This is a genomic window from Plantibacter sp. VKM Ac-2880 (genome assembly GCF_015351235.1).
Taxonomy (GTDB): domain Bacteria; phylum Actinomycetota; class Actinomycetes; order Actinomycetales; family Microbacteriaceae; genus Plantibacter.
The window spans coordinates 2,264,819-2,288,787 of sequence record NZ_JADKSJ010000001.1 but is presented as its reverse complement, the minus strand read 5'-3'; the positions used below and the strand labels follow the sequence as shown (position 1 = coordinate 2,288,787).

The following is a 23,969-nucleotide window of genomic DNA, read 5'->3' as shown; positions in this document are numbered from 1 at the left end:
CGGGATCCGCCCGGCCGGAGAGAGGGTACGCCTGGCCTAGGAGGGTGAGCCGGTCTTGCTTGTGGCGACCGTGTCCTTGGACGTCGGAGTGGACGATGCAGCGCTCCGTGATCCACCGGCATCATCGCCGGTCGCGGCACTGCGCAGCCCCAGGTTCTCCGCGTCGGTGTCGTAATAGTCTACCGCAGCCTTCGGATCGTTCCAGGCGCGGCCGGCGACATAGGCCGACGGCTCCGTGCCGGTGTGACGACGCGACTGGATGACGATGATGGCGATACCCACGACGATCGCGAGGATGGCGGCCCACACGTTGGCGCGGATGCCGAAGAGGTACTCGCTCGGGTCGATCCGGATGGTCTCCCAGACGGTGCGGCCGGCGCCGTACCAGATGAGGTAGACGCCGAAGAGCCGACCCCACTGCGGGTTGAAGCGGCGGCCGATCCACAGGATGACGGCGACGCCGAGGAGGTTCCAGACGATCTCGTACAGGAACGTCGGGTGGAACAGCGTGCCGGCCGGCAGGCCGATCGGGAACGCCGGGTTGCTCGCCTCGATCTCGAGGCCCCACGGCAGGTCGGTCGGCAGACCGTACAGTTCGTGGTTGAAGTAGTTGCCCAGGCGGCCGAAGGCCTGTGCGAGCAGCAGCCCTGGTGCCAGCGCGTCGGCGAAGGTCCAGAAGCGGATGCCCGTCATCCGGCAGCCGATGTACGCGCCGACGGCTCCACCGAGGAGCGAACCGAAGATCGCGATGCCGCCCTCCCAGATGTAGAGCGTGCGCAGGAGGTCGGCGCCCGGGTAGAAGTAGTCGCCTGGGTGCGTCAGGACGTGGAAGATCCGCGCTCCGATGATGCCGAGCGGAATGGCCCACAGGATGATGTCGAGCACGATGCCCGGCTCGGCTCCGCGCTTGGTCAGTCGGCGGGACGTCAGGATGGTCGCGACGACGATCCCGGCGATGATGCACAGCGCGTACATGTGCACCGTGAACGGACCCACGCTGAACGACGCGATGTCCGGGTTCGGGCTCGGGATGCTGAGGGGTGCAATCACTGCAGTGGTCGCCTTTCGTTACGAACTCTGATCGAGTGTACGGCCTTCGGCATCACGGACGTGCTGAGGCTACCCTCAGCGCGCCCGTCGACGGAACGCCGCGACGGGTCCGGGCTTGCGGCTCAGCGGTTGGTGCCGGCTGCGAGCGACCGGACGACCTCGGTGACGGCGGGAACGCCACCGTCGGCGAGGGCCTTGACGAAGACGGACCCGACGATCGCGCCGTCGGCGTACTCGAGGACGGATCGCACCTGCTCGGCCGTCGAGATCCCGATCCCCACGCAGGCGTGCGAGGCGCCGGCTGCACGGAGGCGCCCGACGAGCGTCTTGGCGGCGGCGTCGAGATCCTGCCGCGCTCCCGTGATGCCCATCGTCGAGACGGTGTAGACGAACCCCTTCGAGTGCCCGGTCACGAGCGAGAGGCGCTCGTCACTCGATGTCGGGGCGGCGAGGAAGACGCGGTCGAGCCCCAGTCGCTCGCTGACGTCCAGCCACTCCGCGGCGGCGTCCGGGGTGATGTCCGGCGTGATGAGACCGGCTCCCCCTGCTGCCGCGAGGTCTGAGGCGAAGCGCTCGACGCCGTACTGCGTCACCGGGTTCCAATAGGTCATGACGAGCACCGGGACGTCGACCGCGGCGCGGATCGCACTGACCGCCGTGAAGACGTCGCGCAGTCTGAAGCCGCCCGCCAACGCCGTCATGGTGGCGGCCTGGATGACGGCACCGTCCATGACCGGATCGGAGTAGGGCACACCCAGCTCGAGGACGTCGACGCCGTTCTGCGCCAAGGCGATGGCGGCGTCGATGCTCGTCTGGAGGTCGGGGAACCCGACCGGCAGGTACCCGATGAGTGCGCCGGCTCGTTCGGTCGCTGCGGCGTCGATGGCCGTCGAGACGGCCGACGCCACGGCGGCGTCCGCCTGCTGAGCGGTCATGCGTTGTGTCCGGCTTCGTCGAGGAGCCCGAAGTAGGCGCCCGCGGTCTCGACGTCCTTGTCGCCGCGTCCCGACAGGTTCACCAGGATGGTCGCGTCTGGACCCAGCTCCTTGCCGAGGACGATGGCACCCGCGAGGGCGTGCGCCGACTCGATGGCCGGGATGATTCCCTCGGTACGGCTCAGGAGCCTGAATGCCTCCATCGCCTCCGCGTCGGTCGCGGGGACGTACGTGGCGCGTCCGGTGTCGGCGAGCCACGCGTGCTCAGGGCCGACGCCCGGGTAGTCGAGCCCGGCCGAGATGGAGTGCGACTCGACGGTCTGGCCGTCGTCGTCCTGGAGCACGAAGGTCCGGGCACCGTGCAGGACGCCGGGGCGACCACGTCCGATGGAAGCGGCGTGCCGAGGGGTGTCGACGCCGTCGCCGGCCGCCTCGACGCCGTAGAGCGCGACGTCCGCGTCGTCGAGGAAGGCGTGGAAGATGCCGATGGCGTTCGAGCCGCCGCCGACGCAGGCGACGACCGCGTCGGGGAGGGACCCGTTCAGCTCGAGGAGCTGGGCGCGAGCCTCCTCACCGATGATCTTCTGGAAGTCGCGCACCATGACGGGGAAGGGGTGTGGTCCTGCAGCGGTGCCGAAGAGGTAGTTCGTCGTCTCGACCGAGGCCACCCAGTCGCGGTATGCCTCGTTGATCGCGTCCTTGAGCGTGCGCGAGCCGGAGGTGACCGGGACGACGGTGGCGCCGAGGAGTCGCATGCGTGCGACGTTGAGCGCCTGTCGTTCGGTGTCGACCTCGCCCATGTAGATCGTGCAGTCGAGACCGAACAGGGCGGCCGCGGTCGCCGTGGCGACCCCGTGCTGACCTGCCCCGGTCTCGGCGATCACGCGGGTCTTGCCGATGCGCTTCGTCAGCAGCGCCTGGCCGAGGACGTTGTTGATCTTGTGGGAACCCGTGTGGTTGAGGTCCTCGCGCTTGAGGAAGATGCGCGCTCCCCCGGCGGAGGCTGCGAACCGCGGGACCTCCGTGATGATCGATGGCCGGCCGGCGTAGTCGCGCAGCAGCGTGGTGAGTTCGGCCTGGAAGGTCTCATCGACCTTCGCGGCCTCGTAGGCGGCCGCCAGCTCGTCGACCGCGGCGATGAGCGCCTCCGGCATGTAGCGTCCGCCGAAGTCGCCGAAGAACGGGCCGGCTTCGTCTCGCAGGTGGGTGGGCTCGGTGTCCGCGGGCGTGGGGGGTGACAGGGTCATTCGGATGCTCCCAGGAACTGTTCGAGGGTGGCGACGGGGTCGCCGGTGACGAGTGCTTCGCCGACCAGCACGACGTCCGCGCCGTCACGTCGGTAGGCGGCGACGTCCGACGCGCCGAGCACGGCGGACTCGGCGATCTTGATCGCGTCGGCGGGGAACCGGTCCGTCAGCGAGCCGAAGAGGTTGCGGTCGAGTTCGAAGGTGCTGAGGTTCCTCGCGTTGACGCCGATGAGCCGGGCGCCGATGTCGCTCGCCCGAGCGAGTTCGTCGGCCGAGTGGGTCTCGACCAGGGGCGTCATGCCGAGCTGGACGACGAGCTCGTGCAGCGACAGCAGGGTGGACTGGTCGAGGCCGGCGACGATGAGCAGGACGAGGTCCGCGCCCGCGGCGCGAGCCTCGAAGACCTGGTAGGGCAGCGAGATGAAGTCCTTGCGCAACACGGGGATCCGGATCGACGCACGAACGGCTTCGAGGTCGTCCAGCGAACCGCCGAACTTCCGACCTTCCGTGAGGACGCTGACCGCGCTGGCGCCGCCCTGCTCGTACAACGAGGCGAGGAGCGCCGGGTCGGGGATGTCGGCCAAGGCACCTCGAGAGGGGCTCGACCGCTTGACCTCGGCGATGATCTTCACCCGCTCGGCAGGAGCGAGCGCGGCAAGCGCGTCGATCGCCGGAGGGGCATGGACCGCCAGGGCCTCGACGGCTGCAGCCGGACGGCCCGCGAGGCGCCCGAGGGCGTCCTCCTTCGCGCCGGCCATCAGGTCGGCGAGCATGTTCAGTGCTCTTTCGCCAGGGTCTCGGAGCCGCCGACGCCGTACCCGGCCTTGGCGAGGATGCCGCCGGTGATCCAACCGAGGAGCAGCACACCGGCCGAGATCCAGACGAGCAGGGGCATGTCGAGCCAGAAGAAGACCGTACCGGCGGCGAACGCGACCAACATGATGATCACGGCGGTCCAGGCGGCGGGCGAGTGTCCGTGGCCGGGGTCCGAGGGGTCGGTGCTCATGGTTCTCCTTCTGTGCGGGTGCGGATTCCAGTGTACCGGCAAGACGTGGACGCTTCCGTGCGTGGGCCACGAGTTCCCAGGTGGCTTCAGGACGTGCCTCGACTCAGCGGGTCGGGTCGTCGCCGCGACTGAGGTCGTCCCAGGCGCCGACGGGATCGGCGCTCGGCGACGCCTCGACCTGCGTGAAGCGCACGGCCTGGTACTTGCGCGACGGGCCGGGCCACATCCGGTGCGTGACCGCGGTGGCGAGGCCGGCGAGACCGAGGACGATGCCGAGGACCAGCGCGACGGCCGGCCACGCGGTGAGCGACGTCGCGGCGACGAGGTCGACGGTCGACTGGTTGCCGGCGACGCCCGTCGCCTCCGTCACCGCCGCTGCGCCGGCGGTCGCGGGAGCGGTGAGGACGGTGATCGCCGAGATCGCGACGCACACGCCGATCACCGCCTCGAGCACGCCGAGGATGATCCGGAAGACCGGTCCGGCGATCGCCAGGGCGGCGACGAGCGCCAGGCCGGCCAACGCGAGGGCCGAGAGGGCTGGGGCCGCGACGGATCCGACCACGTCGAGGGCGCCGGAGTGCGGTCCGACGCCGACGAGGCTGATCGAGAGCCAGGACTGCGTCCACGCGGCGAGGATGAGGGCGTTCGCCAGGACCGCGATGACGAGCAGCAGCGTCTTCAGACGGCGCTGTCGGCTGCGGACGGCTCGTGCCTCGAGGTCGTCGGCCGGGGACTCCTCCGGCACAGGGGGTTCTTCGTTGGTCTCGGTCATGCTCGAACTCGATTCATGGTGTCGACGATGGCGCGGCGACGACGTCGAGGCTCCGGGCGTCGAAGCAGCTGCGGGTACCCGTGTGGCACGCTGCACCGAGCTGGTCGACCTCCACCAACAGGGTATCGCCGTCGCAGTCGTAGGAGACGCCCCGCACGAACTGCGCGTGCCCGGAGGTGTCGCCCTTGCGCCAGTACTCCTGGCGGGATCGCGACCAGTAGGTGACGCGTCCCTCGGTCATCGTGCGTCGCACGGCCTCGGCGTCCATCCAGCCGAGCATGAGGACCTCCCGCGAGTCCCACTGCTGGACCACGGCGGGGATCAGCCCCTGCGCGTCGAAGGTGAGCTGCCGGATCGCGGTCTCCGGGTCGGCACCGACGGGGATGGTGATGTCGGCGCTCATGCTCGGACCGTCCAACCCGCATCGGCGAGCTCCTGTTTGACCTGGCCGATCGTCAGTTCCCCGTTGTGGAAGACGCTGGCTGCGAGGACAGCGTCCGCACCCGCGGCGATCGCCGGAGGGAAGTCGGCGAGCTTGCCCGCCCCGCCCGACGCGATCACCGGCACCCGGCTCACCTCGCGCATGGCGCGGATGAGCTCGGTGTCGAAGCCGGCCTTGGTGCCGTCGGCGTCGATCGAGTTCACCAGCAACTCCCCCGCGCCGCGTTCGATCGCCTCGGCCGCCCAGGCGAGCGCGTCGAGTTCGGTCTCACGACGACCACCGTGCGTCGTGACGATCCATCCCGACGCGCTGCCGGCGTGCCGCTTGACGTCCAGTGACAGCACCAGCACCTGCGCACCGAACCGGTCGGCGATCTCTCCGATGAGCTCGGGCCGCGCGATCGCTGCGCTGTTCACCCCGACCTTGTCGGCTCCGCTCGCGAGGAGCCGCGACACGTCGTGCGTGGTCCGCACGCCGCCGCCCACGGTCAGCGGGATGAAGACCTGTTCCGCCGTGCGGCTGACGAGGTCGTAGGTGGTCTCGCGTTCGGAGACGGTCGCGGTGACGTCGAGGAAGGTGAGTTCGTCCGCGCCCTGCTCGGCGTACCGCTTGGCGAGCTCGACGGGATCGCCCGCGTCGCGGAGATCGAGGAAGTTGACCCCCTTCACGACGCGGCCGTCGGCGACGTCGAGGCAGGGGATGACTCTGGTGGCGAGTGACACGATGGCCTCCGCGGGGCGACTGGAGCGGTCTGGGATGGGGTGGATACTCAGAGTCGAGCCGCGTGGATCGCCGTGACGAGGATCGCGCGCGCGCCGAGCTCGTAGAGGCGGTCCATGACGTCGTTCGCCTCGCCGCGCGGGATCATGACCCGGACGGCCACCCACTCGGGGTCGCGCAGCGGCGAGATCGTCGGCGACTCGATGCCACCGGCGACCGCGGTGGCCTGCTCCAGGAGCCGGACGGGGAGGTCGTAGTCGACGAGCACGTACTGCCTCGCGACGAGGACGCCCTGCAGACGACGGATGAGGGTGGCCGTGCTGGGCTTCGTCTCGGGAGAGGCGATGAGGACGGCCGTGGAGTCGAGGATCACGGGGCCGAAGATGCCGAGGCCGGCCTTCCTGAGGGTCGTGCCGGTGGAGACCACGTCGGCGACCGCGTCGGCCACCCCGAGCTGGACGGCGGATTCGACCGCGCCGTCGAGGTGGACGAGCGTCGCGTCGACACCGGCGTCGCGCAGGAAGTTGCCCACCAGGCCGGGGTAGCTCGTGGCGACGGTCTTCCCGGCGAGGTCGGAGAGTTCCGCGAACTCCCCCGCCGGACCGGCGAAGCGGAAGGTGGAACCCCCGAAGCCGAGTTCGGCGAGTTCGGTCGCCGCGGAGTGCGAGTCGAGCAGGAGGTCGCGGCCCGTGATGCCGATGTCGAGTGCGCCCGATCCGACGTACGTGGCGATGTCCCGCGGGCGCAGGTAGAAGAACTCGACGTCGTTCCGCGCGTCGACGACGTGCAGCTCCTTGGTGTCGCGACGGGTGGCGTACCCGGCCTCCTGGAGCATCTCGACGGCGGTCTCGGACAGCGAGCCCTTGTTGGGCACGGCGACTCTCAGCATGTGGATCTCATCTCGTGACGTGGTGGCGAGCGGGGTGCGCGGACCCGTGGCGTCGGGGTCCGTCCGTGACGGTTTCCGGAAGCAGCGGTGCTCCGGACGCGTCTGGCCTACAGATGTCGGTAGACGTCGGCGGGGGTGAGCCCCTTCGCCACCATCATCACCTGCACGTGGTAGATCAGCTGGGAGATCTCCTCGGCCGTCTCGATGTCGCTCTGGTACTCGGCCGCCATCCAGACCTCGGCCGCCTCTTCGACGATCTTCTTCCCGATGCCGTGCACGCCGGTGTCGAGTTCGCGGACCGTGCCGGACCCCTCCGGCCGGGTCTCGGCCTTCTGGCGCAGCTCGTCGAACAGCTCGTCGAAGGTTTTCACGTGCTCCAGGGTACCGGTTCCGAGCGGAGGTGCGCGCCGCCGGGGTGGACGGAGCGGGTCAGGGGCTCAGTGGCTGTGCGTCGACGCCTCGGCGGCGGCCCGCAGGAGCGCGATGTTGGCCGCCGGGTCGGACCCGCCGTAGACCGCTGACCCGGCGACGAAGGTGTTCGCGCCGGCTTCCGCGGCGATCCCGATCGTGTCCGCGGAGATCCCACCGTCGACCTGCAGCCAGACGTCGAGACCCGTACGCGCGACCTCGGCGGCGAGCGCGCGCAGTTTCGGCATGGTCTCCGGCATGAACGACTGCCCACCGAAGCCCGGTTCGACCGTCATGACGAGCACCTGGTCGAACTCCGGCAACAGCTCGAGGTACGGCTCGATGGGCGTGCCCGGCTTCACGGCGATCCCGGCGCGCGCCCCGATGGAGCGCAGGCGCCTGGCCAGCGCCACGGGGTCGCTGGCCGCCTCGGCGTGGAACGTCACGGAGTACGCGCCGAGCTCGGCGTAACCGGGGGCCCAGCGGTCGGCGTCAGAGATCATGAGGTGGACGTCGAGCGGGATCGGCGAGACGTCCTGGATCCGTCCGACCATCTGCGTGCCGAAGGTGAGGTTCGGGACGAAGTGGTTGTCCATGACGTCGACATGGACGAGGTCGGCGGTGGCGATCCGGTCCAGGTCGGCCTGGAGGTTCACGAAGTCGGCGGACAGGATGCTCGGGTTGATACGCACGGACATGGGAACGAGCCTAGCGATCGACAGTGGGTTCGACCGACGGCGACGGCTTCCGCAGCAGCGCGATGAACATGGCGTCGGTCCCCTGCCGGTGCGGCCAGAGCTGCACGGCGCCGCCTGGGGCGGCCGCATCGAGCGGTTCCACCGTGACCCGGTCGAGGACTTCGGCCGTGTCGATCCGCTGCATCGTCGGGTGGGCGCGGAGGGCGCTCTCCACGATGAGGGCGGTCTCGGCGACGTGGGGTGAGCAGGTCACGTACGCGACGATGCCGCCGGGCGCGAGCGCCAGGATCGCGGCGTCGAGGAGCGACGACTGCAGACGGGTCAGGTCGGCCACGTCCTTCTGGGTCTTCCGCCAGCGCGCCTCCGGTCGTCGTCGCAGCGCTCCGAGGCCCGTGCACGGGGCGTCGAGGAGGATGCGGTCGTACCCTTCCGGACGTGAGGCCGCGAGCGTCGCGCCGTCGGCGGTCGACACCGCCACCTCGAGCGGTACCCCGGCGAGCGCGCGCTCGACGAGGCGTGCCCGAGCGGGGACGAGTTCGTTCGCGTCGAGGTGGGCTCCCCCGGCCAGGGCTTCGGCGGCCAGGAGGGCCGCTTTCCCGCCGGGTCCTGCGCAGAGGTCGAGCCAGCGTTCGCCGGCAGTGACCGGCTCGGCCCGGGTGAGCGCGAGTGCTGCGAGCTGCGAGCCTTCGTCCTGCACCCGGAGGCGGCCGCCGCCGGTGCCGACGAGCTGGACCGGGTCTCCGCCGGAGCTCCGGAATCCGTAGGGCGAGAACCGGTTGGGCTCGGCGTCGGTCGGCCGTTCGGCGAGGCCTGGCAGCGCGACGAGGTTGACCTGCGGCGCGAGGTTGTCGGCGCCGAGGGCGGCTTCGAGCTCGTCGCCGTGCCCTTGGAGGTCGAGGGACTGGCGGATGGCCCGGACGACCCACGAGGGGTGGGCGGTCGTGACGGCGAGGCGATCGGTGTCGTTCGTGACCTCGCCGAGCAGGAGGCGCTCCCACTCGGCGGGTTCCGTCCGTGAGATGGTGCGCAGCACACCGTTGGTGAATCCGGCGGCCGACCGCGACCCGGCCGAGCGGGCGAGTTCGACCGACTCGTTCACCGCGGCGTGGCCGGCGACACGCATGGAGAGCAGCTGATGTGCGCCGAGCCGGAGGACGTCGAGGATCGCGTCGTCGATCTCCGTGACGGGGCGCTTCGCGACGAGCGCGATCACCCGGTCGTAGTAGCCGCGACGACGGAGTGTGCCGTAGGTCAACTCAGTGGCGAGTCCGGCGTCCGCCGGATTCAGCTTCGCCTCCGCGAGACGGTGCGGGAGCAGGAGGTTCGCGTACGCGTCTGAGGTGCTGACCGCGTGGATGACGTCGAAGGCGACCCGACGGGCGGGTTGCACGGTCGACGAGTCGCGCGGCCGGGTGGGACGCTGCCGCCCTCGTCGTGGTTCCTCGACCCGGGGACGTCGGTCGCGGCGCGGTCTGTTGTCGGGTTGCTGCGCGCTCATGCGGTCACCAGCCGTTCTGCACCGTTGGCGGCGCCCCGCCACCAGTCAGCGGCCGACATGGTGGTCCGCCCGGCCGGCTGTACCTGGAGCAGCTGCAGCGGGGTGTCGCCGGTCCCCACGAGCACCAGGCCGTCGACCTGGACGACCGTGCCCGGTGCCGGCGGATCCATCGTGTGTTCGGGCGCCAGAGCGGCGGCGTGCACCTTCAGCCGTGCGTCGTCGATGACGGTGTACGCGCCGGGCTCCGGCGTGACCCCCCGGATCTGTGACCACACGTCGTTGCCGGGACGGTCCCACTGGATGCGGCCGGCGAGGCCGTCGAGCTTCGGTGCGAGCGTGGGCGGCCCATCCTGTGGCACGGCGACGGCGGTCCCCGCGGCGATCCTGGCGACGACGTCCACGGTCAGCGGCGCCCCGAGTTCCGCGAGGCGGTCGAGGAGTTCCCCCGCGGTCTCCCCCGCGCCGATGGGCGTCTCGATCGTTGCGAAGACGTCGCCGGCGTCGAGCGCCGGCACGAGCTGGAAGACCGACGCCCCGGTGACCTGGTCCCCGGCCATCACGGAGCGCTGGACGGGAGCGGCTCCGCGCCAGGCCGGAAGCAGGGAGAAGTGGAGGTTGATCCACCCGTGCTCGGGAGCCGACAGGAGCGGCTCACGCACGAGCCCGCCGTACGCGACGATGACACCGAGATCAGGACGCAGGGCCGAGATGTGCGCGGTCGCCTCGTCGTCGAGCCTCGCAGCGCGGATGACGTCGAGCCCGAGGCGCTCGGCGGCTGTGGCGACGGGTGACGGCGTGAGGACGCGTTTGCGACCGATCGGCGCGTCGGGACGGGTCACCACGGCGGTGATCTCGTGCCCGGCTTCGACGAGTGCCTCGAGGGTCGGAACGGCGACGGCCGGGGTTCCGGCGAAGACGAGCCTCACGCGGTTCGGCATTCGTGGTCGGGGTGGATCATGACAGCATCTCCGGATCGTCGAATCGTACTCTGAGTGTAGGCGGGGCCTTCGGCGCTCGCCTGCCGGGGGTCGGTCGTCGGCGCTTCGCCGCTTGGGCGACGACCGTCGCTCGCAACTGCTCCGCGACCGCACGGGCGTGTCCGTAGTCGACGCGGAGGATCGCGACGGTCTCTCCCGCGTCGTCGACCGTCGGGCCGAGGACTCGGCTCCGGTACTCCGGCGGCAGGCCGGCGAGGGCGGCGTCGACCGCCTCGCGGGTGCCGGTGAGCGTCGCGCTCCTGACCGCCGGTGGGAAGCCGAGCTCGCGGCGTTCGGCGAGTTCTTCACTCGCGAACCGTGGCTGTTGCCAGAGGGCGAGGGCGTTCGCGACCGGCGCTTCGACGCCGATGAGCAGCACCGGAGCGCGTGGCGCCGCCAGCGCTGCGGCGTTCGACCACCATCGGAGGCAGTCCTCGGCCACGCGGAGCGATTCACGCGCGAGCATGCGGTCGGCGTCGACCAGGAGGACGGCTGCGTACCCGCCGTCCGCGATCGGTTCGGCACCCCGCGTCGCGATCACGAGGGCCGGTTCCGGCCCCACCTCGAGCTTCGGAGCGTCGCCGTCGGAGACCACGACCCGGTATCGGGGGAAGGCACGACCGAGTTCCTCCGCGGTCCGACCCGTCCCGGCCGCCGTGACGCGGAACGCGGTGTCGTGGCACGTCTCGCACGACCACCCGGTGGCGAGGTGACCGCACCAACGGCAGGAGGGCTGCGACCGTGCCGTCGCCAGGTGGAGTGGACCGTGACACACCGAGCAGTGCGCCCTCGTCCCGCAACGGCGGCAGGCGAGATGCGGCGCGTACCCGGGACGTGCGACCTGCACGAGCACCGGACCGTGGTGCAGCGCCTCGTCGACGGCCCGCCACGCGCTCGACGGGATGCGGGCCTGGCTCGTCATGGCGTCGTCACCGCTCGCGCGGGACACCACCACCCTCGGACGGACGGGGGGCGTCGGCGACACCTCGCGCAACCATCCGAGCTCGACCAGCCGCTGCGTCTCGGTGCTCCGCGAGTGGGCCGCGAAGACGAGGGCGGCACCGCTCATCTCCTGCCTCGTCAGAGCGACGTCGCGGGCGTGGACGTACGGGGCGAGCTGTTCCTGATGGAGTGGATCGCCGTCGTCCCAGAGGGCGATGAGGCCGAGGTCGTGGGCGGGCGCGTACACGGCCGAACGATTGCCCACCACGATCCGCGGAACGGGGTGCAGTCCGTCCAAGTAGGAGCGGTACCGCGCCGCGGGGGTCTGCTTCGCGTCGGCTCGAGCGACGGCGGACCCGGCCCCGAGGTCCTCCAGAGCGGCGAGGAGGTGCTCGACGTCGCGATAGTCGGGCACGGCGAGGATCGTGCTGCGTCCCGCCGCGAGCTGGTTCACCGCGAGGGCCGCGAAGGTGAAGGACCAGTCGGGCAGCGACGTGCCGCCCGAGGTGGCCGTCAGCGCCGGGATCGCCGTGACCGCGTACCGCTCACCAGGCTCGACGCGGTCGAGCGTGCCGGGGGCGAAGCCTGGGACGGTGCGCCGCTCGATGACGACCGGTTCCGGTGGCGCGGTCGCTGCCCACGTCTTCTCCACCCGGACCTGCCGTGGCGGGATCGCGAGGCGCAGGACGTCCATCGCGCTGCCGGCGCTGCGATCGGCGACGCGGCGGGCGAGCGTCCAAAGGTCCGGGGTCAGCACGGGTACCGACGACACCACCGACTGCACCGGACTGAGCGTCCCACCGAACTCGCTCGAATCCGTGAGATCGACGATGAACCCGTTCGCCGACCTCCCCGCCGACCGGAACGGGACCGTCACCCGGGCACCGAGCACCGCGTCGTCGGCGAGCTCGGCGGGGACGGCGTAGTCGAACAGGTGGTCGAGCTGCGGCAACGGCGAGTCGAGTACCACCCTGGCGACCCTCGCGCCTGCCACGACTAGAGCCCGGCTGCTGACCGCAACGCCTCCACCCGGTCGAGACGCTCCCAGGTGAAGTCGGGGAGCTCGCGGCCGAAGTGCCCGTAGGCGGCGGTGGCGGCGTAGATGGGCCGGATGAGGTCGAGGTCGGCGATGATCGCGGCGGGCCGGAGGTCGAAGACATCCCGGATCGCTCGGGTGATGTCGGCTTCGGGCACGTGTGCCGTTCCGAACGTCTCGACGTAGAGCCCGACCGGCGCCGCCTTGCCGATGGCATAGGCGACCTGCACCTCGAGGCGCTCCGCGAAGCCGGCGGCCACGGCGTTCTTCGCGACCCATCGCATCGCGTACGCGGCCGAGCGGTCGACCTTCGACGGGTCCTTACCGCTGAACGCGCCGCCGCCATGACGCGCCGCGCCACCGTAGGTGTCGATGATGATCTTGCGTCCGGTGAGGCCGGCGTCGCCCATGGGGCCACCGACGACGAAGATGCCGGTCGGGTTGATCAGGTGGGTGACGTTCGAGCTGTCGAGTTCGACGGTCGCGAGGACCGGCTCGATGACGTGGCGCTGGACGTCGCGACGCAGCTGCTCCGTCGAGACACCCGGTCGGTGCTGGGTCGACACGACGACGGTCTCGACCGTCTTCGGGATGAACCCCTCGTAGCCGATGGTGACCTGGGTCTTGCCGTCCGGACGCAGGTAGTCGAGCTGGCCCGACTTGCGGACCTCGGCGAGTCGCTCGGCCAGGCGGTGCGCGATCCAGCTCGGAAGCGGCATGTACTGCGGCGTCTCGGTCGTCGCGAACCCGAACATGATGCCCTGGTCGCCCGCACCCTGGAGGTCGTAGGCGTCCACGCTGGACTGCTCGCGGGACTCGAAGGCGTGATCGACCCCTGCGGCGATGTCGGCGGACTGGGAGCCGATCGATACGCTGACCCCGCAGGAGTCCCCGTCGAAGCCGATGTCCGACGAGGTGTATCCGATCGCACGGATGCGGTCGCGGACGATCGTCGGGATGTCGACGTAGCCGCTCGTGGAGACTTCACCGGCGACGTGGACGAGGCCGGTGGTGACGAGCGTCTCGACGGCGACTCGGCTGCGCGGATCCACCTCGAGGAGTGCGTCGAGGATGCTGTCCGAGATCTGGTCGCAGATCTTGTCGGGGTGGCCCTCGGTCACGGATTCGGAGGTGAACAGGCGCAGCTCGGTCATGCGGTCTCCCGTCGGAAGTGGTGGAGCGGAGGTGGAGGGGCGGCCGTCGCAGACGTCGAGGCCAGAGCCTTCATCACTCTAGCCCAGGCCTCCGACGTGGCATCCGTCCGTGACGCGGGACGTCATCGGCGGCACGCCGTGCCCGGACACGACGAATCCGCCGGTCGTCTCGCGCCCGGCGGATTCGTCGTGGTGAGGGTGCTACTCGGCGATCGGCTTGATCTGGAGCTTGTCCTCGTTGATCTCGTGCATCGCGATGGAGAGCGGCTTGTCCTCGACGGACGAGTCGACCAGCGGCCCGACGTTGTCGAACAGGCTGCCCTCGTGGAGGTCGGCGTAGTAGTCGTTGATCTGGCGCGCGCGCTTGGACGCGAAGATCACGAGCGCGTACTTGGACTCGACCTTGGTGAGCAGGGAGTCGATGGGCGGATCGATGATGCCCTTGAGCTTGTCAGCCATGCAGGTTCACACTCCTCGTGTGGTTGTGTTCGGGGAAGATCTGATCGATGCGGGGTGCGCGTCGGACGTCAATCCCCGTGAATCTTCATCAAGTCTACGACCTCTTGGGCCGCACGGGCCACGTCGTCGTTCACGACACGGTGGTCGAACTCGTCGGCAGCGGCCAGTTCGACCTTCGCTGTGCGCAGTCTACGCTCCCGTTCCTCCTCGTCCTCGGTGCCCCGACCCACGAGCCGACGGACGAGTTCGTCCCAGCTCGGCGGGAGGAGGAAGACCAGGGTCGCCTCCGGCATCGCCGCCCTGACCTGCCTGGCGCCCTGGATGTCGATCTCCAGGAGCGCGCTGTCTCCGGCGGCGAGGGCACGCTCGATCGGCTCGCGCGGCGTGCCGTAGCGGTACGCGTTGTGCACCGTCGCGTACTCGAGCAGCCGGTCGCCGGCGATGAGCCCGTCGAACTCGTCGTCGTCCACGAAGTAGTAGTTGACCTCGTGCTGTTCACCCGGGCGCGGCTTCCGCGTCGTGGCGGAGACGGAGAGGTGCACCTCCGGATAGTGGTCGCGGATGTAGGCCGCGACCGTGCCCTTGCCGACGGCCGTCGGGCCGGCGAGCACCACGAGTCGGCTGCGGGTCGTGCCCGGGTACCGTTCCGCGATGAACGCGCGGAGGCGTTCCCGCTGCAGTCGGCCGAGTCCGCCGAGGCGTTTGACGGAGGAGATACCGAGCGATTCGAGGATGCGCCCGAGCTTCGTGACCCCGATACTCGGGATGCTCAGGAGGTACTCGGTGACGCGGACGCCGCCTTCGATACCGTCCGGCTCGGCCGTCGCGGCGTCGAGGACCTCGAGCGGCGTGCGCGCGCCCGAGGCGATGGAGGCCTTCACAGTGGCGCGCGCGCGGCGCTTGCGCACGGCCTCCCGGGAGGCGGCTGCGCGGTCGACCTCCGGCATGTTCCTCGCGCGCTGGTCCGGTTCCTGGTCAACCACGGGCGCTCCTCACGGCTGCGGCGGAGCGCTCGACGGCGTCCGCGATCCCCGAGGGTCCGGCAGCGAGGATGCTGCGGGACTCGGAGACGATGACGCCTGGAGCGAGGTCGCCGTAGATGGACTCGAGGTCGGCGACCGCTGCACCCTGATGGCCGAAGCCGGGTGCGAGGATCGGGACGACCGATGAGAGCGGCACCTCGGTCAGGCCGAACTCCTCGGGGTGGAGCGTCGCACCGATGACGGCACCGATCGACCCGGTCGAACCGGGGTGGTGCCGCCGGTTCCAATGGTCGATCTCCTCGAGGATCAACGCTGCGACGGTCGTACCGGTACCGTCCTCGGCGAGCTGGACGTCGTGTCCTTCGGGATTCGAGGTCGCCGTGAGCACGAACAGTCCCTTGCCCTCGTGTTCGGCGAGCTCGAGCGCCGGCTGGAGCGAGCCGAAACCCAGGTACGGGTTCACGGTGAGGGCGTCGACTTCGAGCGGGGACCCCGGCGTCAGCCAGGCCTCGGCATACCCCTCCATGCTCGTGCCGATCTCACCGCGCTTCGCATCGCCGATCACGAGGAGTCCGGCGTCGCGTGCCGCGGCGAGGACACCCTCCAGTGCGACGTAGCCCGCCGACCCGAACCGTTCGAAGAACGCCACCTGCGGCTTGACGATGCCGGCCCGGCCCGCGGTCGCCTCGACGACGGCCAGCCCGAAGGCCCCGGCGCCGGCTGCGGTGTCGGGCAGACCCCACGCCTTGAGCAGGAAGCGGTGCGGATCGATGCCGACGCAGAGCCGACCCGACCGGACGAAGACCTCGTCCAGCCGGGTTCCGAAGGAAGCCGTCACGAGCGTGCAGCCCGATCGAGCGCGTACTCCTGGAGGGAACGGACCTCGAAGCCCCCGCCGAGTGCCTCGAAGGAGCCGACCGCGGCCGTCAACTGCGCGATCGTCGTGAAGAGCGGCTTGTCCGCAGCGACCGCGGCCGCGCGGATCTCGTAGCCGTCCGCGCGGGCGGACCGGCCACTCGGCGTGTTGATGACCATGTCGACCTCGTCACGGTTGATGAGGTCGACGATCGAGTCGTCCTCCCCCGCCGCGGTCGTCTCGCTGTACTTGCGGACCGTGCGCGCGCTGATGCCGTTCCGGTTCAGGACCTCCGCCGTGCCGTCGGTCGCGAGGATGTCGAAGCCGAGCTGCTGGAGGCGGAGCACCGGGAGGATGATCGAGCGCTTGTCGCGGTCGGAGACCGAGACGAACACCGTGCCGCTCGAGGGCAGGCCGCCGTACGCCGCCTCCTGGCTCTTCGCGAACGCGCGCGGGAAGTCCTTGTCGATGCCCATCACCTCGCCGGTGGAGCGCATCTCCGGCCCGAGCACACTATCGACGATCTGGCCGTCCTTCGTGCGGAACCGCTTGAAGGGCAGCACGGCCTCCTTCACGGACACCGGTGAGTCGATCGGCACGCGCGACCCGTCGACCGGGGGCAGGAGTCCCGAGTCCTTGAGTTCGGCGACCGTCGCTCCGGTCATGATGAGGGATGCGGCCTTCGCCAGCGGGATGCCGAGCGCCTTCGAGACGAACGGCACGGTGCGGGAGGCCCGCGGGTTGGCCTCGATCACGTAGAGGATGCCGGCGCCGATGGCGAACTGCACGTTGAGCAGGCCGCGGACACCGATCCCCTGGGCGATCGCGAGCGTGGCGGTGCGGACCCGGTCGATCTCGGCACGGCCGAGGGAGACCGGAGGCAGGGTGCAGCTGGAGTCGCCCGAGTGGATCCCGGCCTCCTCGATGTGCTCCATCACACCGCCGATGTAGAGTTCCTCACCGTCGAACAGGGCGTCCACGTCGATCTCGATCGCGTCGTCGAGGAAGTGGTCGACGAGCAGCGGCTGCGCCGGGCCCACGATGCCCTGGTCCTCGATGCGCACGAAGTAGTCCTTCAGCGAAGCGCTGTCGTAGATGATCTCCATGCCGCGACCGCCGAGGACGAAGCTCGGACGCACGAGGACCGGGTAGCCGATCTCCTCGGCGACCCGAAGGGCGCCCTCGATCTCGACGGCGGTGCCGTTCTTCGGTGCGACGAGCCCGGCGGCGTCGAGGATCTGCTGGAACTGTCCGCGCTCCTCGGCGAGGTCGATGGCGGTCGGCGTGGTGCCGAGGATCGGGACGCCGGCGGCTTCAAGCCCCTTCGCGAGGCCGAGGGCCGTCTGACCGCCCAGCTGGACGACGACCCCGACGAGCTCGCCGGACTCGCTCTCCGCGTGGATGACCTCGAGCACGTCTTCGAGCGTGAGCGGCTCGAAGTACAGGCGGTCGCTCGTGTCGTAGTCCGTGGAGACCGTCTCGGGGTTGCAGTTGATCATGATGGTCTCGAAGCCGGCGGCCTGCAGCGCGAACGAGGCGTGCACACAGGAGTAGTCGAACTCGATGCCCTGACCGATCCGGTTGGGACCGGAGCCGAGGATGACCACCTTGCGACGGTCGCTCGCGACCACCTCGGTCTCCGTGTCGTAGCTGGAGTAGTGGTACGGCGTGAGGGCGGGGAACTCCCCGGCGCAGGTGTCGACCGTCTTGTACACGGGACGCACGCCGAGGATGTGCCGGACCTCTCTGACCTCCTGCTCGCCGAAACCGCGCAGCTGACCGATCTGCGCGTCGGAGAAGCCGTGGTTCTTGGCGGTCCGGAGCACCTCGGTGTCGAGGCGTTCGGCTGCGGCGATCCACTCGGCGACGTCGTTGATGAGGACGATCTGGTCGATGAACCAGGGGTCGATCTTGGTCGCCTCGAAGACCTGCTCGGCGGTCGCACCCATCCGGAGCGCCTGCTGGACCACGACGATGCGGCCGTCGGTCGGCGTCTTCGAGATCTCGAGCAGCTCGTCGGCGCTGCGGGGCTCCTCGCCCCAGTGGAAGCTGGAGCCGCGCTTCTCGAGCGAGCGGAGCGCCTTCTGGAGGGCCGTGGCGTAGTTGCGGCCGATCGCCATCGCCTCGCCCACCGACTTCATGGTCGTGGTCAGCGTCGGGTCCGCGGCCGGGAACTTCTCGAACGCGAAGCGCGGGACCTTGACGACCACGTAGTCGAGCGTGGGCTCGAAGCTCGCCGGGGTGACCTTGGTGATGTCGTTCGGGATCTCGTCGAGACGGTAGCCGATGGCCAGCTTCGCCGCGATCTTCGCGATCGGGAAGCCGGTCGCCTTCGAGGCGAGGGCGCTCGAGCGGGAGACGCGGGGGTTCATCTCGATGACGATGATGCGGCCGTCGGCCGGGTCGACCGCGAACTGGATGTTGCAACCACCGGTGTCGACACCGACGGCGCGGATGATGTCGATGCCGATGTCGCGGAGCTTCTGGTACTCACGGTCGGTGAGCGTCAGGGCGGGAGCCACCGTGATCGAGTCTCCCGTGTGGACCCCGACGGGGTCGACGTTCTCGATCGAGCAGACGACGACGGTGTTGTCGGCCGTGTCGCGCATGAGTTCGAGCTCGTACTCCTTCCAACCGAGGATCGACTCCTCGAGGAGCACCTCGGTGGTCGGGCTCTGGTGCAGGCCGTCGCCGACGATCCGCCGGAGCTCCGCCTCGGTGTACGCGAAGCCGGAGCCGAGACCGCCCATGGTGAACGAGGGACGGACGACGAGCGGGTAGCCGAGGTCCTCGGCGTAGCCGACGGCCTCCTCGACCGTGTGGGCGATGTACGAGCGGGCCACGTCGGCGCCGGCGTCGAGGACGAGCTGCTTGAAGATCTGGCGGTCCTCGCCCTTGTTGATCGCCTCGAAGTTCGCGCCGATGAGCTCGACGTCGTACTTCTCGAGGATCCCGTGCTCGTGGAGCTGGATCGCCGCGTTGAGGGCCGTCTGGCCGCCGAGCGTCGGGAGGATGGCGTCGGGCTTCTCCTTCGCGATGATCGTCTCGATGACCTGCCACGTGATCGGCTCGACGTAGGTCGCGTCGGCGAAGTCGGGGTCGGTCATGATCGTCGCCGGGTTCGAGTTGACGAGGATGACGCGGACGCCCTCCTCGCGCAGCACCCGACAGGCCTGGGTGCCCGAGTAGTCGAACTCCGCGGCCTGCCCGATGACGATCGGCCCGGAGCCGATGACGAGGACGCTGTTGATGTCGTCGCGCTTGGGCACTAGTTGTTCTCCTTGGTGCTGGAAGTGGTGGCGTGGCCGGTCACAAGGTCGCGGAACCGGTCGAACAGGTAGACCGCGTCGTGCGGACCGGAGGCGGACTCCGGGTGGTACTGGACCGAGAAGGCGGGGATGTCGATGCAGTTGATGCCTTCGACGACCTCGTCGTTCAGGCTGTAGTGGCTGACCTCGGCGAGGCCGAACCCGGCAGGCGTCTCGTGACGGCCCTCGATGGGCAGGTCGACCGCGAACCCGTGGTTCTGGGAGGTGATCTCCACCCGACCGGTCGCCTTGTCGAGGACCGGCTGGTTGATCCCGCGGTGCCCGAAGGGCAGCTTGTAGGTGTCGAAGCCGAGCGCGCGGCCCAGCAGCTGGTTGCCGAAGCAGATCCCGAAGTACGGCACGCCGGCCCGGAGCACGTCCTGCAGCAGCGCGACGTGCGCGTCGCTGGCAGCGGGGTCGCCGGGGCCGTTCGAGAAGAACAGGGCGGAGGGCTCGAGTGCGAGGACCTCGGCCGAGGTCACCGACTGCGGCAGCACCACGACGTCGAAGCCGCGGGCGGCGAGGTGGTTGAGCGTCGAGGTCTTGACGCCGAGGTCGAGGACCGCGACGGAACCGACGCGCTCGCCCACCGCCTCGACGGTGTACTGCTCGGTGGTGGAGACCTGACCGGACAGGTTGAGACCGGCCATCTGCGCGCCGGCGCGGACGAGACTGAGCTGCTCGGCGCCGGAGAGCTCGAAGTCCTCGCCGGAGAACACGCCGCCGCGCATGGAGCCGGCGGAACGGATGTGGCGGGTCACCGCGCGCGTGTCGATGCCGCTGATGCCCACGACGCCGTCCTGGACGAGTTCGTCGTCGAGCGAGCGGTCGGCACGGAAGTTGGAGACGACGCGCGAGGCGTCGCGCACCACGTACCCGGCGACCCAGACGCGGGCGGACTCCATGTCCTCACGGTTGACGCCGGTGTTGCCGATGTGCGGCGCCGTCATGAGGACGATCTGGCCGGCGTAGGACGGGTCGGTCAGCGTCTCCTGGTAGCCGGTCATGCCGGTCGCGAAGACGACCTCGCCGAGGGTGCGGCCGGTCGCACCGTAGGCGTGCCCGACGTACCGGTTGCCGTCCTCGAGGACGAGTACCGCTGGACTGGGTGGGGTGAAGGAGGTCATGGTCGAGCCCTCTCGTGAGGCGGTGGGGTGCGGTCGTCGGTCGAGGAGGCCTCGACGACGGTGTCTGGGGTGCCGGTCGGCCGGAGTCCGGCGTCCGCGGCGGGGATGATGCTCGTGACGGCGTCGATGATGCGGGCGCGGTCGGCCTGCTCGAGGACGCGGAAGGTGCTGTCGGCGATCACGGACGGGACGGGGTGCCAGCTCAGACGGAGGAGCCCGCCCGGCTCGACGACCCGGTCGATCGTGAGGTTGGTCTGGTCGATCCCGACGATGCGAGTCGCCGGGATGAACGTCGGGCGCTCCCTCGGGACGTCGACGACGACACCGGCGGCTCCGAGCTCGAGCGTCACCCGCGAGCGGTAGCGCAGGCCTTCGAGGGCCAGACGCTCGAGCGGCTGATCGTGTTTCGAGGTCGCGACGTAGAGCACCTCGACCGTCAGGGACGGGACCGGACGGGGCTCGGGGAGCTCGGGAAGCGGTCCGATCAGGGCGTCGCGCGAGACCCGGCGTCGCCAGGCGAGCGCCATGAGCGCGAGGACGCCGAGGAGGAACACGGCGACGAGGATACCGGCGAGGATGCGCCCGTCCATCAGTGCTCGACCTCGGCGGAGCGCGCGGCGCGTCGTGCGGCGGCCGCGACCCGCTCCGACGGCAGCACGGCGCCGTCCAGCACGGTCGCGTAGCCCCGGTGGAAGGTGGCGATGACCCGGCCGGGCAGCTCCAAGCCGAGGTAGGGCGAGTTCACGCCCTTGCCGGCCAGGTCGACGGTGCCGAACGGCCGGGTGGCGGCGGTGTCGTACAGCACGAGTTCCGCGGGAGCGCCCACCTCGATCGGAGAGCCCTGACCGGTGATCCGTCCGATCCTCGCCGGCGTCGCCGACAGCACCCGGGCGACGTCGTTCCAGTCGAGCAGCCCGGTCGCCACCATCGACGTGTGCACGACGGACAGGGCGGACTCGAGGCCCACCATGCCGTTCGCCGCGGCGTCCCACTCGCAGTCCTTCGCCTCGACCGGGTGGGGTGCGTGGTCCGTCGCGACGATGTCGATCGTGCCGTCCGCGAGGGCCTCGCGCAGTGCCTGGACGTCCTCGGCGCGGCGCAGCGGCGGGTTCACCTTGTACCGGGCGTCGTAGCTCGCCACGGACTGCTCGGTGAGCAGCAGGTGGTGCGGCGTGACCTCGGCGGTGACGGGGATCCCGCGGGCCTTGGCCCACCGGATGACGTCGACGGAACCGGCCGTCGAGACGTGACAGATGTGCAGGCGGGAACCGACGTGCTCGGCGAGGAGCACGTCCCGCGCGATGATCGACTCCTCGGCGACCGCGGGCCAGCCCGTGAGGCCGAGCTCGCCGGAGAGGGCGCCCTCGTTCATCTGTGCGCCCACCGTGAGCCGCGGTTCCTGCGCGTGCTGCGCGATGACGCCGTCGAAGGCCTTCACGTACTCCAGCGCGCGGCGCATGAGCAGCGGATCGGAGACGCAGAGGCCGTCGTCCGAGAAGACCCGCACCTTGGCGCGCGAGGAGGCCATCGCACCGAGTTCGGCGAGCCGCTCCCCCGCGAGTCCGACCGTCACGGCACCGATCGGCTGCACCGTGGCGTAGCCTGCGAGTTCACCGAGCGACCGTTCCTGCTCGACGACGCCGGCGGTGTCGGCCACCGGCGAGGTGTTGGCCATCGCGAACACCGCAGTGAAGCCGCCGGCCGCCGCGGCACGAGTGCCGGTGAGCACCGTCTCGCTCTGCTCGAAGCCGGGCTCGCGGAGATGCGTGTGGAGGTCGACGAGCCCGGGCAGCGCCAGCAGGCCGTCCGCATCGACGACGGTGGCACCCGCGGCACTCAGGCCGGAGCCGAGCTCGGCGATCCGTCCTTCGCGCAGGAGGAGGTCGGTGCGTGACCCGTCGGCGAGCGTCGCTCCGGAGATCAGCGTGACGTCAGAGTTCGATACGGGCTCAGACACGGGTGGATTCCTCTCGATCGCCGGACAGCAGCAGGTACAGCGCGGCCATCCGGACCGACACCCCGTTGGCGACCTGTTCGAGGACGGTGGACCGGGGCGAGTCAGCTGCCCCGGACGAGATCTCCAGTCCGCGGTTCATCGGTCCGGGGTGCATGACAATGCTAGCCGGGTCGAGGCGCGCGAGCCGTTCATCGTCGAGCCCCCAGCGCCTGGAATACTCCCGGCTGTTCGGGAAAAAGGCGGCCTGCATGCGTTCGGACTGGATCCGGAGCATCATCAGGACGTCGGGGCGCTGGGCGATGGCGTCGTCCAGGTCGTAGCGGACGGTCGCCGGCCAGGGGCCGAGGTCCACCGGGAGCAGCGTCGGCGGGGCGACGAGGGTGACCTCGGCGCCGAGGGTGTCCAGCAACCAGACGTTCGAGCGGGCGACGCGCGAGTGGAGGATGTCACCGACGATCGTCACCGCGACGCCGTCGAGCGCCCGTCCGCGTGACCCGCCACCGTGGATGCGCTTACGCATCGTGAACGCGTCGAGGAGGGCCTGCGTCGGGTGCTCGTGCGTGCCGTCACCCGCGTTGAGGATGCCGGCGTCGATCCACCCGCTGTCCGCGAGCGTCTGCGGAGCCCCTGAGGCGGAGTGCCGGATCACGACGGCGTCGGCGTGCATGGCGGCGAGCGTCTGCGCGGTGTCCTTGAGGCTCTCGCCCTTCGAGACGCTCGACCCCTTGGCGCTGAAGGTGATCACATCGGCCGACAACCGCTTCGCCGCAGCCTCGAAGGAGATCCTGGTGCGGGTCGAGTCCTCGAAGAACAGGTTCACGACCGTCTTGCCTCGGAGCGTCGGAAGCTTCCTGACCTCGCGCGACTGCGTGTCGGCCATGTCCTCGGCGACGTCGAGGATCTCGATCGCCTCGTCGCGCGTCAGCGTCTTCGTCGACAGCAGGTGCCTCACTCGCCGCTCCCCTCGATCGTGACCGCGTCGACCCCGTCGAACTCGGCGAGCCTGACGTAGATGCGCTCCGCCTGTGAGGACGGCAGGTTCTTGCCCACGAAGTCGGGTCGGATCGGGAGTTCGCGGTGGCCGCGGTCGACGAGGGCGGCGAGCCGCACGACGCGCGGGCGGCCGAGGTCCGTGAGGGCGTCGAGGGCGGCGCGGATCGTGCGTCCCGAGTACAGGACATCGTCGACGAGGACGACCGTGCGGCCGTCGATGCCCTCCGGTGGGAGCGTCGTCGGCTGCGGTGCACGGGTCGGGTGCTTCGCCAGATCGTCGCGGTACATCGTGACGTCGAGGGCACCGGAGCGGATGGTCGCGCCGGAGATGGCGGAGATCGAGGCGGCGATCCGCTTTGCGAGGATGACCCCGCGGGTGGGGATGCCGAGGATGACGAGGTCGTCCGCTCCGCGGTTGGACTCGAGGATCTCGTGGGAGATCCGAGTCAACGCCCGCGTGATGTCAGCTTCGTGCAGCACGGTACGTGCGCTCATCGCCGACTCCCTTCTCC

Annotated in this window: 23 protein-coding genes and 1 pseudogene; all 24 read right to left on the bottom strand. The window is 70.1% G+C overall.

Going from position 1 to position 23,969, the window contains the following annotated elements:
* Positions 1 to 36 precede the first annotated feature (36 nt).
* Positions 37 to 1,050: a prolipoprotein diacylglyceryl transferase gene (gene lgt, locus ITJ57_RS11030; protein WP_194670035.1), complete on the bottom strand. Its 1,014-nt coding sequence runs from the start codon at positions 1,048 to 1,050 to the stop codon at positions 37 to 39.
* Between the two features lie 122 nt (positions 1,051 to 1,172).
* Positions 1,173 to 1,985 carry a tryptophan synthase subunit alpha gene (trpA, locus tag ITJ57_RS11025; RefSeq protein WP_194670034.1) on the bottom strand — a complete coding sequence of 271 codons (813 nt, stop codon included), beginning with the start codon at positions 1,983 to 1,985 and terminating at the stop codon, positions 1,173 to 1,175.
* Positions 1,982 to 3,232: a tryptophan synthase subunit beta gene (gene trpB, locus ITJ57_RS11020; RefSeq protein WP_194670033.1), complete on the bottom strand. Its 1,251-nt coding sequence runs from the start codon at positions 3,230 to 3,232 to the stop codon at positions 1,982 to 1,984. Before trpB ends, trpA begins: the two co-directional genes overlap by 4 nt.
* Positions 3,229 to 4,005: an indole-3-glycerol phosphate synthase TrpC gene (gene trpC / locus ITJ57_RS11015; RefSeq protein ID WP_194670032.1), complete on the bottom strand. Its 777-nt coding sequence runs from the start codon at positions 4,003 to 4,005 to the stop codon at positions 3,229 to 3,231. The genes trpB and trpC overlap by 4 nt, the downstream gene beginning before the upstream one ends.
* 2 nt (positions 4,006 to 4,007) lie before the next feature.
* Positions 4,008 to 4,238: a DUF6704 family protein gene (locus ITJ57_RS11010; RefSeq protein ID WP_194670031.1), complete on the bottom strand. Its 231-nt coding sequence runs from the start codon at positions 4,236 to 4,238 to the stop codon at positions 4,008 to 4,010.
* 103 nt (positions 4,239 to 4,341) lie between these two features.
* Entirely contained in the window at positions 4,342 to 5,010 is a 669-nt protein-coding gene (locus tag ITJ57_RS11005) for a Trp biosynthesis-associated membrane protein (protein WP_194670030.1), read from the bottom strand.
* A 13-nt stretch (positions 5,011 to 5,023) separates the two neighbouring features.
* Positions 5,024 to 5,413 carry a phosphoribosyl-AMP cyclohydrolase gene (hisI, locus tag ITJ57_RS11000; RefSeq protein ID WP_056777457.1) on the bottom strand — a complete coding sequence of 130 codons (390 nt, stop codon included), beginning with the start codon at positions 5,411 to 5,413 and terminating at the stop codon, positions 5,024 to 5,026.
* A complete protein-coding gene (hisF, locus tag ITJ57_RS10995; protein ID WP_194670029.1) occupies positions 5,410 to 6,174 on the bottom strand; it encodes an imidazole glycerol phosphate synthase subunit HisF in 765 nt (254 codons plus the stop codon). The genes hisI and hisF overlap by 4 nt, the downstream gene beginning before the upstream one ends.
* A 47-nt stretch (positions 6,175 to 6,221) precedes the next feature.
* On the bottom strand, positions 6,222 to 7,061 hold the full coding sequence (gene hisG, locus ITJ57_RS10990) for an ATP phosphoribosyltransferase (protein ID WP_194670028.1): 840 nt from the start codon (positions 7,059 to 7,061) through the stop codon (positions 6,222 to 6,224).
* Positions 7,062 to 7,168: 107 nt separating this feature from the next.
* Positions 7,169 to 7,432 carry a phosphoribosyl-ATP diphosphatase gene (locus ITJ57_RS10985; protein ID WP_194670027.1) on the bottom strand — a complete coding sequence of 88 codons (264 nt, stop codon included), beginning with the start codon at positions 7,430 to 7,432 and terminating at the stop codon, positions 7,169 to 7,171.
* A 66-nt stretch (positions 7,433 to 7,498) separates the two neighbouring features.
* Positions 7,499 to 8,167 carry a ribulose-phosphate 3-epimerase gene (gene rpe, locus ITJ57_RS10980; RefSeq protein ID WP_194670026.1) on the bottom strand — a complete coding sequence of 223 codons (669 nt, stop codon included), beginning with the start codon at positions 8,165 to 8,167 and terminating at the stop codon, positions 7,499 to 7,501.
* 10 nt (positions 8,168 to 8,177) lie between these two features.
* Positions 8,178 to 9,665, bottom strand: coding sequence for an RsmB/NOP family class I SAM-dependent RNA methyltransferase (locus ITJ57_RS10975; protein ID WP_194670025.1), 1,488 nt, complete (start codon positions 9,663 to 9,665; stop codon positions 8,178 to 8,180).
* Positions 9,662 to 10,591, bottom strand: coding sequence for a methionyl-tRNA formyltransferase (fmt, locus tag ITJ57_RS10970; RefSeq protein ID WP_194670024.1), 930 nt, complete (start codon positions 10,589 to 10,591; stop codon positions 9,662 to 9,664). The genes ITJ57_RS10975 and fmt overlap by 4 nt, the downstream gene beginning before the upstream one ends.
* Positions 10,592 to 10,619: 28 nt before the next feature.
* Positions 10,620 to 12,554 carry a primosomal protein N' gene (locus ITJ57_RS10965; RefSeq protein WP_370582334.1) on the bottom strand — a complete coding sequence of 645 codons (1,935 nt, stop codon included), beginning with the start codon at positions 12,552 to 12,554 and terminating at the stop codon, positions 10,620 to 10,622.
* A 26-nt stretch (positions 12,555 to 12,580) separates the two neighbouring features.
* On the bottom strand, positions 12,581 to 13,774 hold the full coding sequence (gene metK / locus ITJ57_RS10960; protein WP_194670022.1) for a methionine adenosyltransferase: 1,194 nt from the start codon (positions 13,772 to 13,774) through the stop codon (positions 12,581 to 12,583).
* Positions 13,775 to 13,975: 201 nt separating this feature from the next.
* Complete coding sequence (gene rpoZ, locus ITJ57_RS10955; protein WP_056005756.1) at positions 13,976 to 14,233, bottom strand: DNA-directed RNA polymerase subunit omega; 258 nt, start codon at positions 14,231 to 14,233, stop codon at positions 13,976 to 13,978.
* 68 nt (positions 14,234 to 14,301) lie between these two features.
* The gene (gene gmk / locus ITJ57_RS10950; RefSeq protein ID WP_194670392.1) at positions 14,302 to 15,180 is read right to left on the bottom strand and encodes a guanylate kinase; all 879 of its coding nucleotides are present in this window, start codon (positions 15,178 to 15,180) and stop codon (positions 14,302 to 14,304) included.
* 28 nt (positions 15,181 to 15,208) lie between these two features.
* Positions 15,209 to 16,054 carry an orotidine-5'-phosphate decarboxylase gene (gene pyrF, locus ITJ57_RS10945; RefSeq protein WP_194670021.1) on the bottom strand — a complete coding sequence of 282 codons (846 nt, stop codon included), beginning with the start codon at positions 16,052 to 16,054 and terminating at the stop codon, positions 15,209 to 15,211.
* On the bottom strand, positions 16,051 to 19,341 hold the full coding sequence (gene carB, locus ITJ57_RS10940) for a carbamoyl-phosphate synthase large subunit (protein WP_194670020.1): 3,291 nt from the start codon (positions 19,339 to 19,341) through the stop codon (positions 16,051 to 16,053). Before carB ends, pyrF begins: the two co-directional genes overlap by 4 nt.
* Positions 19,341 to 20,507: a glutamine-hydrolyzing carbamoyl-phosphate synthase small subunit gene (carA, locus tag ITJ57_RS10935; protein ID WP_056005767.1), complete on the bottom strand. Its 1,167-nt coding sequence runs from the start codon at positions 20,505 to 20,507 to the stop codon at positions 19,341 to 19,343. Before carA ends, carB begins: the two co-directional genes overlap by 1 nt.
* Positions 20,504 to 21,097: a hypothetical protein gene (locus ITJ57_RS10930; protein WP_194670019.1), complete on the bottom strand. Its 594-nt coding sequence runs from the start codon at positions 21,095 to 21,097 to the stop codon at positions 20,504 to 20,506. The genes carA and ITJ57_RS10930 overlap by 4 nt, the downstream gene beginning before the upstream one ends.
* Entirely contained in the window at positions 21,097 to 22,464 is a 1,368-nt protein-coding gene (locus ITJ57_RS10925) for a dihydroorotase (RefSeq protein WP_194670018.1), read from the bottom strand. Before ITJ57_RS10925 ends, ITJ57_RS10930 begins: the two co-directional genes overlap by 1 nt.
* Positions 22,457 to 23,416, bottom strand: coding sequence for an aspartate carbamoyltransferase catalytic subunit (locus ITJ57_RS10920; RefSeq protein WP_194670017.1), 960 nt, complete (start codon positions 23,414 to 23,416; stop codon positions 22,457 to 22,459). The genes ITJ57_RS10925 and ITJ57_RS10920 overlap by 8 nt, the downstream gene beginning before the upstream one ends.
* Positions 23,413 to 23,958, bottom strand: a pseudogene (gene pyrR, locus ITJ57_RS10915) (bifunctional pyr operon transcriptional regulator/uracil phosphoribosyltransferase PyrR); the annotation flags it as partial. The gene ITJ57_RS10920 and the pseudogene pyrR, both read right to left, overlap by 4 nt.
* Between the last annotated feature and the right edge of the window lie 11 nt (positions 23,959 to 23,969).